The organism is Nonomuraea jiangxiensis, assembly GCF_900099965.1.
GTDB lineage: Bacteria > Actinomycetota > Actinomycetes > Streptosporangiales > Streptosporangiaceae > Nonomuraea > Nonomuraea jiangxiensis.
The window spans coordinates 22,904-35,564 of record NZ_FNDJ01000023.1; the positions used below are offsets into that span (position 1 = coordinate 22,904).

Sequence of the window (12,661 nt, forward strand, 5' to 3'; positions counted from 1 at the left end):
TTTTTCCAAGAAGGTGAGAAGGAAGCCCTCCCATGGCCTCACGATCTTTACTCTATCAGGCGGGGATCAGCTCATGCAGGGTCGCCGGCGTGTACACCCGCGCCCCGTCCGGCAGCCCGGCCGGCACCTGCAGCCCGATGTAGGTGGTGTGCTCGCCTGGCGAGCTCTTGGCCCGCAGCAGGCCGGCCAGGTACCGGACCCGCAGCTGGTCTCGTTCGACGATCGACCGCACCAGCAGTGAGGTCGTGACCCGGTTACCCTCGACCTGGTTGAAGCGGGCGTGCCCGTTCAGGTACAGGTGCAGCCACTTCACCCGCCACGCGCCGTCGACGCCGCGCAGGAATGCCAGCGGCAGCGCGACCCGGCCCGCGCCGCGCAGGTCGGACTTCATCCGCACGGTGCGAGGCTCGAACGGTAACCCCTCCTGGCCGGCGTCCCTGGTCATGTAGCCGAAGAACGCCTCGGCCGCCTCGTCGAACGCCTCGCCGGCGTAGATGTTCACCTGCGGGATGATGATCGGCTTGGTCGCCTGGGCGAGGCGGATGTTGATGAACTCACTCGCGCCGTTGGTGGCGTCGGTGAGGTCGCCGGAGTATTCGGCGAAGGCGTTGCGGTAGCTGGTCCACGAGATGTGCTCGGGGGTGCCGTAGGAGGTGTCCAGCATCAGAGCCGACAGGTCGTAATCAGTGCGCCGCTCGGCCTGACGCCAGTAGACGAAGAACCGCAACAGCTCGCCGTCCACCGCCGAAAGAGAGCCGCGCGGCAGCATGCCGAGCCCCGGCGCGGCGGCCTTGCCGGACAGCGGCAGCGCGACGTCCAGCACGTCCGGATCGACGATCAGCTCGCCCGGGTCGGGCAGGCGTCGGGTGACCTCCTCGTCGAGGATGGCCACCGCCCGCGCCACGACCTCCGTGTCCAGCGGCGGCCGGGCGTCGGCTGCCGCCCACGCCCGGCTGTGCCGGTTGGCGAAGACGCGGCCAGCAGCAGGAGCGGCCCGGTTCTGCAGGTGCTCGCGCAACGAGAGCAGCACCCGGCCGGACGCCTGCGCCGCCGCCTCCTCCATGGCGTCGAGGACAGCCGACGCCGACTCGCCGATCCGCAGCAGGTGGTCGAGACGGCGAAGCAGCGCGCCAGGCGCCTTCTCCAGCAGGCGTACCGCCTCGCCGGCGCGGTCGGCCAGCAGGGCCGCCTCCACCCGGGCGTCGAGGCTGCGCGCGCGACGATCACCTCGCGCGACCTCGAACACCTGGGCGGCGGCCGGGAACTGCGGGTACTCGTGCGGGTGCAGCCGCTCGCCGAGCCGCTTCCACTGCTCACGGTGGCGCGGCACGTCGCCGAGCTTCGCCGGGGACGCGACCGCGTCCAACGCCTGCAGGAGGGCACGGCGCTCGGCCCGCCGGAACGAACGGAACCGGGTGGGCGCGGCCAGCGTGACGTCGCCGCCGGACGCGCCGCAGGCGAGCCGGAGCACGTCGGTCACCGTGTCCACGAGCAGCGGCCTGCCCGCGGCCAAGCGGAGCTCGTTGATGACGGCGCGGTTCTCCCGCACCGGGATGCGCTCCGGCTGCTCAGTGCACGATGCGGCCAGCGTCCGCAGGGCGTTCAGGTCCTCGGCGGCCAGCGGCACCTCCGAGCCCGCCAGCGACAAGTACAGCTCGCGCGCTTCCGACTCCAGGCTGCCGCCGAGCTCCAGCACGCTCACCCGGTCGCCGGCCAGCGGGATCAGTTCGGCGTGGGCGGCCAGCAAGTCGGCGTAGGTGTGCTGGTAGCGGCCGTAGCCGGGCAGCGCGAGCAGGTTGAGCGTCGCCGGCTGCACGCGCGTGGCGGCGACCGGGTCAAGCAGCGCCTCGCGCAGCAGCCCGGCCCAGAACTCCACAGTGTCGGGCACATTACGGGGAAAGTTGAGGAAGTAGGCGTTGTGCTGCACCTGGTCACCGACCAGGGGGCGGACGGCGGCCAGAACGCGCACGCCCAGATCGACCACGGTCTCTCCGCGCAGCCTCGACAGCCGCTCCAGCAAGGCCGCCGAGCATTTGAAGCCGACACTCAGCAGGGCGGCGTCGAGTTGACGGGCGGCGACCTCTCCCCAGCCCGGGTGCGAACCGGCAGGGGCGTCGCCGATAGGGACACGCAGCCGCCGGGCGATGACGAGGCCTTCAAGATTGTCCACGAGCGCACCATATAGCTGGTAGATGTCGTATGCCGTGCCATTTTCGCCGGGTGAGATCATCATCGGATCGGGCACGTCTCCTGCTGAGTTCACGGGAGCGGCGGTACCCGGGGGATCGGGCTCGCGGTCGCCAAGCGGCCCGGGTCCACGCCTGAATCGCCAAGATTCTCCCGGTGGTGTATCCCCGGCCACGGTTGGCGCGAAGCCGTCCCTGAGCCCTTCCCCTCCCACGCAGGGGGTCGCGGCGGAGAAAGGGAGAACGTCCTCAGTGGGCCCGGCGCAGTGATTTCCCTATGCCTGTGAGACCGCACCACGTGCACCCCGTTCTCAGGCGAGGGGCGTGGGACTTCGCCGGAGGGAACGGGGCTGGCGCTCGCCGGCGTGTCCTTCATCACCGGCGCCTCCGCGCAGAGCCCGACGCTGTTCAACGCGGCCGGCTACGCCATCCCGGGCGGCATCTTCTTCCTCATCTCGGCCCTCCGCCTCGGCCGCGCCGCGCGGGCGGGCGACACCTGAGCCGTCAGCAACCGGTGGCGGCGTGAATCGAAGACGCCGGGCGGCAAGGGGCACGGATTCGCCCGGTGAATGTCCGGAGAATGCCCGGTCGGTGACCTGGGCGAACGCCCTTCCACGGGTGAAGACTCAGCAATAACGCCCTCAGCGGCACAAGAAAAGCCGGAATGCCCGTGACACTGCGGCACGGGTTCTCCCGCGGTTCGGAGCCGCTGATTCCTGTTACCGGGTCCGTGCACGTCGCGGGCCCGCGACAACAAGAAGGGAAGTCACATGGAAATGACGTCGCACAACGAATTCGACCGGCACGAAGGGCGGGGCCCCGTTCTCGTCGACATCGCGGACATCATCGTGTCGGAGGAGTCGGTCGCCGCTCTGCAGGACCGGCAGCTCTGGATGCGGCCGCAGCGGGACGTCGGTCACTGATCCGCAGGCCGGTGGGCGCGGGACTTCTCTGAGCACAGGACGGGTTCCCGCGCCCACCGGGCTGGTCAGGCGGCTTGACGGGACCATTCACCGCACGATTCCGGAGGTCTGAGATTTGCTGGACGAAGGCACCTGGCGGAAACTCTGCGAGCGGGACGGGCCGCATTTCGCCGAACGCGTGCACATTCCCGGCCTGATCCGCGAACCGGGCGTTCTCGCGGAGCTCGTTCTCGGCGCTCTCCGGGCCGCCACCACCAGAGTGGACGGCGACGACACGGATCTGCCCGCCATGAGAGCGTTCCGTGACACCTGCCTCGACTATGACGCCTCGGAAAAACTGGTATCGGGGGCGTTTTCCGGGCGGTCCGCGGTACATTCCTGGCTTTCCGCCCGCACCGGAAAGGACGACATCTGCCTGGCGATCAACGGCCTGGACTCCTGGGACGCCGAGCTCGCCGAGCTTCTCTACACCGGCTTCGTCCTCCCGCTCGAATCGGCGGGCGTTCCGCTGACGAGAGGAGTGGACTGGTACTGCTTCGTGGCCAGTTCCGGCACCACCCCGTTCGGCGTGCACACCGACCCGGAGCCCTCCTTCATCTTCCACCTCGGCCCGGCGGCGAAGACGGCGTGGACCTGGCCAGGGCTGAGCCTGCCAGCACTCGGCCAGGGGCGCCCGCACACGCTGGACGCGGAGCCTCTTCTGCCGTCGGCGGACAGCGTCCGCCTCGCGCCCGGTGACTTCCTACTGATCCCCGCGGGGATGTACCACCTCTTCCGCAATGACGGCCCGTCGCTGTTCCTGGGGCTCACGGTGTATCCGGAAGATCCCGGGCAGACCGCCACGGACGCGCTGTTCCACCAGATGCGCCGCCGGAACGCCCAGCACCGGGAACAGGCCGACGGGGATCCGGTCGCCGGCGCGATCGACGCCTTCCGGGACGCCCTCGGCAACGACGGCGTCGAGCGGGCCGTGCGGCGGCAGGCGATGCTCCGCCGGTCGTGCGGGTACGGCTCGCCGCCCCGGTTCCCCGGCAGAACCAGCGATCAAGGTCCACCCTATACAGTCACCCGCCTGCCGGTCGTGATCGCCGACCACAGCGTCTTCGCCCTGGGAAGAGAGCTCTCCGTCGATCTCGGTGAGCTGGCCCGCCTGCTGAAGCCCGGCGCCCTCGTCGGCGCCGACGAGCTGCGCGACGCGGCCACCACGCCAGAGCTGCGAGCCGCTGTGCGGGCCCTGGTCCGCGTGGGCGTCCTTCGGAGCGTTGGGACACAGTCATGACACTGTCGTGGGAGAACATCGTCGACGCGCTCGGCGGGGAGTCCGTCTGGCGCAAGTCGTTCGGGAACGAGCTTCTGGCCGGCCGGGTCCCGCAGGGATCGTGGCGCGCGTCGCTCGGATGGGGCGTCATCGACCACATCATGAGGACGACCACGATCGAACCGCTGATGATCCGCTTGTCGTCCGAACCCATGGCCTATCCCGGCACCTACATCAGCACGCGGATCGACGGCGGCGACATCGTGCACCGCAACTGGCGTTACGGCGCCATGGTCGAGTACCTCCGCTCCGGCGCGACCCTCGTCGCCAACAGGGCCGACCGCATCCACGTGGGCCCTGCTCGCCTGCGGGAGGAGTTCGAGTACTTCGCCGACGACCCGGCCTGGGTGAACTGCTACGCCTGCTGGACGACGCAGTCAGCGTTCGGCCGCCACGCGGACGGCCACGCCACGGTGATCTTTCAGGCGGAGGGCAGCAAGCACTGGCGGATCTGGGAGGGCTCCGGGCCCGGCGCGCGGCTGATCGAGGAGGCGGACATGCACGCCGGCGACGTGTGGCACATCCCCCGGGGATGGGACCACGAGGCCACCGGCATCGGGCCGAGCCTGCACTGGACCTTCGGCCTGCACGCGTCCACCCCCGAGGACCTCGCGCGGACCGCGCTGGACGCCTGGTCCAACCGGCCCAGGACCGAGGGGACGCCCGATGACGGCGGCGAGCTCGACTCCCTCATGACCGCCCTGGCCTCGGACGTGCACCGGGCGCGGGAGGTGCGTTCCGCGCAGTCGCTCGAAAGGCGCGAGGGCCTGTCGCTGCCGTGGTCGGTGGAGAGCGTCCCGTACACCGGTACCCGGCTCAGGTGGGCGGCCCGGTTCCCGCCGCTGGTCGAGGCCGGGGACGGCCTGATGGCGATCGAGAGCCTCGGCGTGCGGCTCAGGATCGACGGCCGTCTCGCACCCTGGATGAACGAGTGGTCGGCGGGGCGAACCACGCTGCGCGATGACACGGCGGGCATCGCCCTGACCGACGCGGAGATCGACCAGGCGCTTGACTCGCTGGTCCGCGCCGGGCTCCTCCTGGTCGAGCAGGCCCGGTGAACCTCGCCATGACGAGCGTGGACCAGTCCGGGGCCCCGTGGGTCCTCAACCCGGCGTTCCGGATCCAGGGCGGCGACCTCGTCAACGAGGCCGAGGGCACGCGGCTCACCCTGACCCCGCCCCTGCGAGAGCTGTGGGAGCTGGGGGAACGCCGTGACGGCGCGCCAGCGGTGCGGCTCACTGAGGAGGCGGAAAAGGCCCTGCGCAGGATCCGCCTGATCGTGCCGCCGGACGCCTCGGCGGCGGCGACCGGCGGGCTCGCGCGGATGGCCGGGACCCCGCTGTCCCTGCCCGCGGGCACCAGGGCCGCCGCGGCCGTATGGGGACTGATCGGAGCGCCGGTGGACCTGGGAGGCCCTCCCGGCCCCCGGCCCAAGGACGCCGTCCCCGTGATCCGCCAGGCCCTCGCGGGCAGGTTCCGGCTTCTGGCCCAGCCGGGCACCTGGTCGTGGACGCTGCGGGCCCGGCCGGCCGAGGGACTGCCCGGCCTCGTGGATCACGGTGACCTCGCGGTCCATCCGCAGATCGACACGGGGGCGGCGGCCCACGAGCGGCTGCGGGCCCTCGTCGGCACCGTCCTGGCGCAGGGCCACCGGCCTCTGGTGATCGGCGGGGACCACTCGATCGGCTACCCGGTGATCAGCGCGGTCGCGGGCAGGCATCCGGCGCTGCGCGTCGTCCACTTCGACGCGCACGCCGACCGCCGCCCGGCCGGGAACGCGGTCACCGCGGACTGCGGGAACTTCGTCAGCTGGGTGCTCTCCGAGCATCCCCACGTCGAATGGCTCACCATCGGCGTGCGGGGCGTCGACACGAACCTGGACCAGGCCACGAGCGGGCGCGTCTCCTACCTGACGGCCGACGAGGCCCGCGCGCCGGAGGCGGCGGACACGATCGCGCGGTTCTGCGCCGGCGCGCCCGTGCACCTCACGGTGGACATCGACGTGCTGGACCCGGCGTACGCTCCCGATGTCGTCTATCCCGCTGGCGGCGGTCTCGACCCCGCGACTCTGACGGCCCTGGTACGGAGCGTCGCCGCAGCGGGCCGCTTGGTCGCGAGCGACCTGGTGGAGGCATGCCCCTCCCCGTTCGGCCGCCACCTGACGGCCGCCCATCTGGCCGATCTCGTGGAGACCGTCCAGCTCGCGGAGGCGGGGCAGGTGGTGGAGCGGGTGGTGGGGCGGGGCTCGCCGGTGAACAATTTCGCCGGAGAAGACGCATGACCGACGCTCCCGCCGTACCCGGCTCGCCCCTGTCGTCGCCGCTCTACAGGGTCTACCTGGCGGGGCAGGCGGTCTCACAGCTGGGGGACGGGGTCGTCTCGGTCACCTTCGCGTTCGCCGCCCTGGCCGTCGCGCCCGACGGGCGGGGCATCCCGATGGTGCTGCTGGCCCTGTGGCTGGCGAGGTTCGTCTTCATCGCGTACGGAGGCAGCCTGCCGGACCGGGTCGGGCGGTTGCCGGTCATGTTCGGCGCGGACGCCGTCCGCCTGGCCGCCCAGGTGTTCCCGGCGATCACCTTCGCCCTCGGGAACCCGGAGCTCTGGCACCTCGTCGTGTCCGCGGCCGTCTATGGCGCGGCGACGGCCTTCTTCACACCGGGCGCCGTCGGGCTGCTCCCCGAGCTGGTCCGCCCCGCCCAGCTGCAGAAGGCCAACTCCTGGCTCGACGTCGCCGGGGACACCGGACGGCTGGCCGGGCCCGCGCTCGCGTCGCTGCTGGTGGTGGTGGGAGGCGTGCCGCTGGCGCTCTTCTTCGACGCCGCCACCTTCGTCGTCTCCCTCGTCTCGCTCGCCTGGCTGAGGCGGCTGATCCGGGCCCGGCCGCCGGAGCGCGGACCCGCCGAGGACGATGACGGCGGCGCGGGGGAGCGCGTGCGGTTCCTCGACGCGGTGCGCGTCATGCCCCGCCTGCCGCTGGTCTTGGGCGCGATCCTCGTCTGGGTTCCGGTGCAGGTCGGGCTGGCCTCGGTGAGCGTGCTCGGACCGATCACCGTGCAGGACAGGTTCGGGAGCATCGAGCAGTGGGGCGTCATCGTGACGTTCCTGGCCGCGGGCGGGCTGTTGGGAGCGCTGGTGAGCGGGCACGTGCGCGTCGAGTGGCGCGGGGTGCTCACCGTCGCCCTGCTGGTCGTCTCGATGCCGGTGCAGCTCCTGGCTCTCGCGTACGGCCGGCATCTGGTCGTGGTCGCGGGCGCCCTGTTCCTGGCGGCTCTGGCGGCGGGGGTCGCCGGGGTCGTCTTCGACACCCTCGTGCAGCTCACGGTCCCCAAGCCGATGTTGTCGCGGGTCGGATCGTTCGAGACGACCATGACCACGGCGATGGTGCCGCTGGGCTTCGTGATCGCGCTGCCGCTCGCGAACCTGGTGGGCCGGACGGTGTACCTGGCCGGGCTGGCGGCCGTCATCGTCGCCACGGCGGCGGCGGTGCTCGTCTGGGCGGTCCCGCGTTCGGGGCTGCGGGACCGCGCTCTTGAGGACGGCGCCGGTGACTCGGCGTGGCAGGGGGTGCCCTCGTCGACCTCCCCGGGATCCGGTCGCGAGGGCGGCCGAGAAGGCGAGGCGGAAGGCCATGTCAAAGGAGATCAGGAGGCGCGAGCGTGGCAGCTCATGACGGACGGACCGCCGAGGCCGTGACCCTCGTACAGGGGCGGCGGTTCGTGGTGGTCGACAACGCCCTGTCCCCGGACGCCCTGGCCGCCTGGCGGGAGGAGGAGCGGGCCGTGCAGCACCGGCCCACCTTCAGCTCGGTCGATCCGATGTTCGACGGAGTGGCGTTCTACGCCGACGCGTCGTACGCCTCCGCGAAAGCCGGCGAGGAGCACGCCGGAGAGGTGACGTCGGCCGTCAGGAGGGGCCTCGACGCGCTCGGCGTGACGGCGGAGGACAACGACCGGTTCAAGTTCTGGCGGTACGGCCGGGGGTCCGGGCTGGACTGGCACGACGACGGGAGCGGCCGGGGGGCGGCGTACACGCTCTACCTGTCGGGCGAGTGGCGGGCGACGTGGGGCGGCGAGCTGGAGCTGTTCGACTGCCCGGTCGGCGAGGTGCCGTGTGCCGAGTTCGACGTCCCCAAGGACCTGATGAACGCTCCCGTGCCGGCCACGTCCATCGCGCCCCGGCCGAACCGGCTCGTGGTGATGGTGGCCGGCACGTTCCACCGGGTGAGGAAGGTGGAGGCGGGCGCGGGCGACAACCTTCGGCGCTCCATCACCGGCTTCCTGACTCCCTGACGCGCCCCGCCAGGAATGGCGGCGGCGCGGCCGGTGTTTGGCCCTGGGCATGTCCGACGACAACGTAGAGTTGCGCCAGTACATCGAGCAGCAGAACCGGCCGCTCTGAGCCGGGTGGACGCCGGTTCGCCTGGCGGCGCATCGACTGTTCTTGCCCCGCTACGCGGGCTGGTCGGCTTTACCGCCGGCCTGAAGGCCGGAGCACTGCCGACGATTCTGGGTAGCCGGGCCACAGCGCAATCAATTCCACGGCGTGCTGGAGCGCCGGCTGGGCGCGCACGACGACGCAGGCGGCGATCAAGGTGGACGGACTGGGCTCTCGGGCCAAGTCCTCGATCTGCGCGTTGAGCCGATCCATCATCTCGCGGTGCCGGTCGTGCGCGGCGCCATCGCCGCGCGCCGCGGTGGCCAGCGACGGCGATGGGCTGTCGAAGTCGTCGAGCGAGACGGATGGCGTCATGGCAGATGCCCTTCCTGTGGGGTGGCTGTTGTGAGCTCGGGTGGTGACGTGCGGGCGTCGCCCGTCTCGATCTGCTGGACGCCGCTGGGCTTGAGCTCGGGGACATACTTGTAGATCGTGGAGCGGCTGACGCCGAGGAGCCGGGCGATGGAGGAGACGGTGTTGTCCGGCCGGGTGAGCAGGTCGCGGGCGTGCCGGATCTGCTCGGGTGTCATCACCGGCGGGCGTCCGAGACGCTGGCCGCGGGCGCGGGCGGCGGCCAGCCCTTCGTGGGTGCCTTCCACGATGAACTCGCGGAAGAACTCCGCCAGCGCGGCGAAGACATGGAAGATGAGTCGACCGCCGGCGGTGGTGGTGTCCAGCGCCTCATGGAGGGAGCGGAAGCCGACGCCGCGCTTGCGCAGCCCTGCCACGATGGAGATGAGGTCCTGCAAGGAGCGGCCCAGCCGGTCCAGCGAGGGCACCATGAGGTGATGTCGCCGCACCAGCGGGTATCGACGGCGGCATCGGGCGTGAAGTCACGGCCGATCAGGTCCGGTCGGGCCTCGGCGTTCGGGTCGGGGATGGTGGTCTGCCGGCGGCGGCGCCGATGCCCCCCGGTCAGGCCGAGCGCGCGCATCAGCCGGGCCACCCGCCGCCGTCCACACTGCTGCCCGTCCCGCTGCAGTTGCGCATGCACCCTCGGCGCGCCGTAGCAGCCTCGTGAGCGCGCGGTTCGGGTTTGAGCTGTTGCCCCGGATCCGCAACTTCCGGGATCTGACCTTCCACCGGCCGGAGGCCGGCATCGCCTATCGGCATATCGACGCGCTGTTCGGTGAGCCGATCAACTGGCGGCTGATCGAGGATCACTGGCAGGACCTGATGAAGGTGGCCATCTCCATCCGGGAGAGTGAGCTGTCGTCGATCACGTTGCTGCGGCGGCTGCGGCACGACTCCAAGCGCAACAAGATCTACCGCGCCTTCCGCGAGCTGGGCCGGGTCAAGAGGACGATGGTGCTGTTGCGTTACATCTCCGACGCTGCGCTGCGGGAGAACATCACCCGGGCCACCAACATGGTCGAGTCCTAAGTGGATCGGGTTCGGCGACAACGGGGTGATCGCCGACAACGAGCCCGAGGAGCAGGAGAAAGCGATCAAGTTCAACACCCTGGTCGCCGACCTGGTCATGTACCAGACCACGCTGGACATGTCGCTGGTGCTCAACCAGCTGCGCAGCGAGGGAGAGGCGGTCCATCGCGCCGACGTGGTGATCATGTCCCCCTATCAGGAGGACAATGTGCGCCGTTTCGGGGATTATGTCTACGACTTGAACGGGCCGCTGGACGGCATGGAGGTCAATCTCGATCTCGGCGAGGATGCCGACGCGGCGTGACCTCCCCTGACCGCCGGGTTATGAGCCGTGGAGCATCTCTACCAGGCTAACCTGGACGACGGCACGATGTGGCCGGCCGCATTCGCCCTGACCGAGGTGACCGCCGAGGTGGAGGCGCGGACCGCCGCGCTGGTGAAGCAGGCGGTCAGCTGAGCCGCGCTCAGCGAAACCCACGTTCTCAAAGCGCTGAACAGGCCGTCCAGCACGGCCTGGCGCTCGCTCTCAAAGTCCACGGACTCATCGCGCCCACCCGAGTCGTGGGTGAGACCAACGATCAGGAATACGACCATGCGGCGCGATGGCCACCAACCAGGCGACACGCCCACGCCCCTATGGAAACTGCCCTGACTGCCTGCCCTCTGTCGCCTGCTCACCTGAAGGCGTCGAGGTTCTCGACCGCCCAGTCGCGGAAGGTGCGCGGCGCCAGGCCGGTCAGGTCGTGGACGGTGGGCAGCGGGGTGCCGAAGAGGCCGTCCTGGTGCGCCGACCGCACGCTCGCCTCGGCCTCCTCCGCTGAGATACCGAAGGCCGTCATGGAGCGCGCCCCGGCCTCCGCGGGCACCTCCTCGAAGGTCAGTGGCCGTTCCAGCAGCTCGCCGAGCAGGCGAGTCTGGGCGGAAGGAGTCGTGCGTTCCGAGCCGGTCAGCGCGTAAGCGCGCCCTTCATGCCCGGTCGACAGCAGCGTCGTCACCGCAACCGCCGCGATGTCGTCCGGGTGGATCGGCGCCACGGGCGTGTCGCCCGTCAGCGATCGGACGACACCCTCGGCGCGGATCGACACCGCCCATTGCAGGGCGTTGGAAGTGAACACGCCAGGACGCAGGAAAGTCCATGGGATGCCGGACTCCCGCACCACGTCCTCCGCCTCGCGATGCCAGCGGGCGATGACGCCGCCCTGTTCGAGCTCGACGCTCAGCGAAGACATCAGCACGATGTGCTGGAGGCCGTCGGCAGCGTGCACGAAATTGGCGACCTGCTCGGCCGTCCGCGGGCCCAGGCCCATCACGTACGCCTTGTCGATGTCTTCAAGGCAGCCGGGCAGCGTGCCGGGTTCGTCGAGATCGCCGACTACGACGTCCGCGCCGTCGAACACCGTGCCGGGGTTGCGAGTGAGTGCCTTGACCTTGTGACCCGCCGCGGTCATGCGCCGTACGATGCCGCGCCCGACGTTGCCCGTCGCCCCCGTGACCAGTATCATGCCGCCTCCAGCCCACTGGTCTGGGCGAGCCAGGTTTTGAGCGTGAGCAGGCCGGGGTGCTGCTTGCGCAGGGCCGGGATGTCGGCGTTGTATCCGGACTCTTCGAACCAGAACAGCATCCGCGCCTCCTTGCCCATCGCCCGCAGCAGCACCCGTGGAACGCGCGCATAGCGACCCGGCCTGCCCGCGGCCTTGAGCCTGGTGGCGATGTCCGGCACGGTGAGCTGGTCCCCGGCCAGCTCAAGCGCCTGACCGGTGTACGTCTCCGGCTGCTCAAACGCGAGCCGGGCAAAGACGCCGATGTCCCGTACTGCGACCATCTGCAGGGATTTGCGCGGCCCGAGCGCGGCGGCCATCATGCCGAGCCCGACGGAGGCACCGCGCATGGTGAACACGTCCATGAACGTGGTCGGGCGCAGCAGGGTCGCGGGCAGTCCGGCGGCCCGCAGGTGTTGCTCGATCTCCCACTTAGTGTCGAAGTGCGGAATACCGCGCACACGTTCGACCCCGCCCACCGAGGCGTAGACGAAATGCTCGACGCCCGCGGCCCTGGCCGCGTCGACCAGCGTGATGCCCTGCTGGACCTCCCCCTTCAGCCCGGCGGTCCGGGAATTTTGCACCCCGAAGACGCCGTAGGCGCCTTTCAGCGCCTGTTTCAGCGACTCCTTGTCCGCCATGTCTCCGGCGACGACCTCCACGCCCCGCGCCGCCAGCACCTTGCCGGGGGCACCCGACGGATCTCGGGTCAGCGCCCGCACCCGCCACTGGCCCGAGTGTTCAAGCAGCGCGTCCACGACGGCACCGCCCTGGTTGCCGGTCGCCCCGGCGACGAGGATCAGCGGCCTGTCCATGACATTCCTCCCGTAGGATCAGAATTACTGAACCCATAGATAGTTACCTAGTTCAGCATACGTG

The 12,661-nt window shown here is 70.5% G+C and carries 15 protein-coding genes; 10 read left to right on the forward strand and 5 right to left on the reverse strand.

The window, feature by feature from the left end; all coding sequences use genetic code 11:
* Window positions 1–55: 55 nt before the first annotated feature.
* Entirely contained in the window at window positions 56–2,170 is a 2,115-nt protein-coding gene (locus BLS95_RS38625) for a TerD family protein (protein WP_218136199.1), read from the reverse strand.
* A 381-nt stretch (window positions 2,171–2,551) separates the two neighbouring features.
* Here BLS95_RS38625 and BLS95_RS59245 point away from each other — a divergent pair, with 381 nt between their 5' ends.
* The 7 genes from BLS95_RS59245 to BLS95_RS38655 all read left to right on the forward strand — a co-directional run bounded on the left by BLS95_RS59245 (window position 2,552) and on the right by BLS95_RS38655 (window position 8,716).
* Window positions 2,552–2,686 carry a hypothetical protein gene (locus BLS95_RS59245; protein ID WP_281250077.1) on the forward strand — a complete coding sequence of 45 codons (135 nt, stop codon included), beginning with the start codon at window positions 2,552–2,554 and terminating at the stop codon, window positions 2,684–2,686.
* A 270-nt stretch (window positions 2,687–2,956) separates the two neighbouring features.
* Window positions 2,957–3,109 (forward strand): hypothetical protein, encoded by a 153-nt coding sequence (locus BLS95_RS56160; RefSeq protein WP_176993608.1) that lies wholly within the window; start codon window positions 2,957–2,959, stop codon window positions 3,107–3,109.
* A gap of 115 nt (window positions 3,110–3,224) precedes the next feature.
* Window positions 3,225–4,388 (forward strand): hypothetical protein, encoded by a 1,164-nt coding sequence (locus tag BLS95_RS38635; protein ID WP_090943541.1) that lies wholly within the window; start codon window positions 3,225–3,227, stop codon window positions 4,386–4,388.
* A complete protein-coding gene (locus BLS95_RS38640; protein WP_090943545.1) occupies window positions 4,385–5,485 on the forward strand; it encodes a JmjC domain-containing protein in 1,101 nt (366 codons plus the stop codon). The genes BLS95_RS38635 and BLS95_RS38640 overlap by 4 nt, the downstream gene beginning before the upstream one ends.
* Entirely contained in the window at window positions 5,482–6,708 is a 1,227-nt protein-coding gene (locus BLS95_RS38645; protein ID WP_090943548.1) for an arginase family protein, read from the forward strand. The genes BLS95_RS38640 and BLS95_RS38645 overlap by 4 nt, the downstream gene beginning before the upstream one ends.
* Window positions 6,705–8,120 carry an MFS transporter gene (locus BLS95_RS38650; RefSeq protein ID WP_176993609.1) on the forward strand — a complete coding sequence of 472 codons (1,416 nt, stop codon included), beginning with the start codon at window positions 6,705–6,707 and terminating at the stop codon, window positions 8,118–8,120. The genes BLS95_RS38645 and BLS95_RS38650 overlap by 4 nt, the downstream gene beginning before the upstream one ends.
* On the forward strand, window positions 8,084–8,716 hold the full coding sequence (locus BLS95_RS38655; RefSeq protein ID WP_143044036.1) for a 2OG-Fe(II) oxygenase: 633 nt from the start codon (window positions 8,084–8,086) through the stop codon (window positions 8,714–8,716). Before BLS95_RS38650 ends, BLS95_RS38655 begins: the two co-directional genes overlap by 37 nt.
* Window positions 8,717–8,894: 178 nt before the next feature.
* Here BLS95_RS38655 and BLS95_RS38660 read toward each other — a convergent pair whose 3' ends face one another.
* Window positions 8,895–9,176: a hypothetical protein gene (locus BLS95_RS38660; protein WP_090943557.1), complete on the reverse strand. Its 282-nt coding sequence runs from the start codon at window positions 9,174–9,176 to the stop codon at window positions 8,895–8,897.
* Entirely contained in the window at window positions 9,173–9,643 is a 471-nt protein-coding gene (locus BLS95_RS38665; RefSeq protein ID WP_090943560.1) for a recombinase family protein, read from the reverse strand. The genes BLS95_RS38660 and BLS95_RS38665 overlap by 4 nt, the downstream gene beginning before the upstream one ends.
* Window positions 9,644–9,878: 235 nt before the next feature.
* Here BLS95_RS38665 and BLS95_RS59250 point away from each other — a divergent pair, with 235 nt between their 5' ends.
* From BLS95_RS59250 to BLS95_RS59260, 3 genes are read left to right on the forward strand one after another with little or no spacing between them, the layout of a single operon-like run.
* The gene (locus BLS95_RS59250) at window positions 9,879–10,244 is read left to right on the forward strand and encodes a Tn3 family transposase (protein WP_090943563.1); all 366 of its coding nucleotides are present in this window, start codon (window positions 9,879–9,881) and stop codon (window positions 10,242–10,244) included.
* A gap of 4 nt (window positions 10,245–10,248) precedes the next feature.
* Window positions 10,249–10,548: a Tn3 family transposase gene (locus tag BLS95_RS59255; protein ID WP_281250087.1), complete on the forward strand. Its 300-nt coding sequence runs from the start codon at window positions 10,249–10,251 to the stop codon at window positions 10,546–10,548.
* Between the two features lie 27 nt (window positions 10,549–10,575).
* Window positions 10,576–10,701 (forward strand): hypothetical protein, encoded by a 126-nt coding sequence (locus BLS95_RS59260; RefSeq protein ID WP_281250078.1) that lies wholly within the window; start codon window positions 10,576–10,578, stop codon window positions 10,699–10,701.
* A gap of 217 nt (window positions 10,702–10,918) precedes the next feature.
* On the opposite strand, the gene BLS95_RS38690 is transcribed toward BLS95_RS59260, so the two are convergent.
* Window positions 10,919–11,746 (reverse strand): SDR family oxidoreductase, encoded by an 828-nt coding sequence (locus BLS95_RS38690; protein ID WP_090943569.1) that lies wholly within the window; start codon window positions 11,744–11,746, stop codon window positions 10,919–10,921.
* A complete protein-coding gene (locus BLS95_RS38695; RefSeq protein WP_090943574.1) occupies window positions 11,743–12,597 on the reverse strand; it encodes an NmrA/HSCARG family protein in 855 nt (284 codons plus the stop codon). The genes BLS95_RS38690 and BLS95_RS38695 overlap by 4 nt, the downstream gene beginning before the upstream one ends.
* Window positions 12,598–12,661 lie beyond the last annotated feature (64 nt).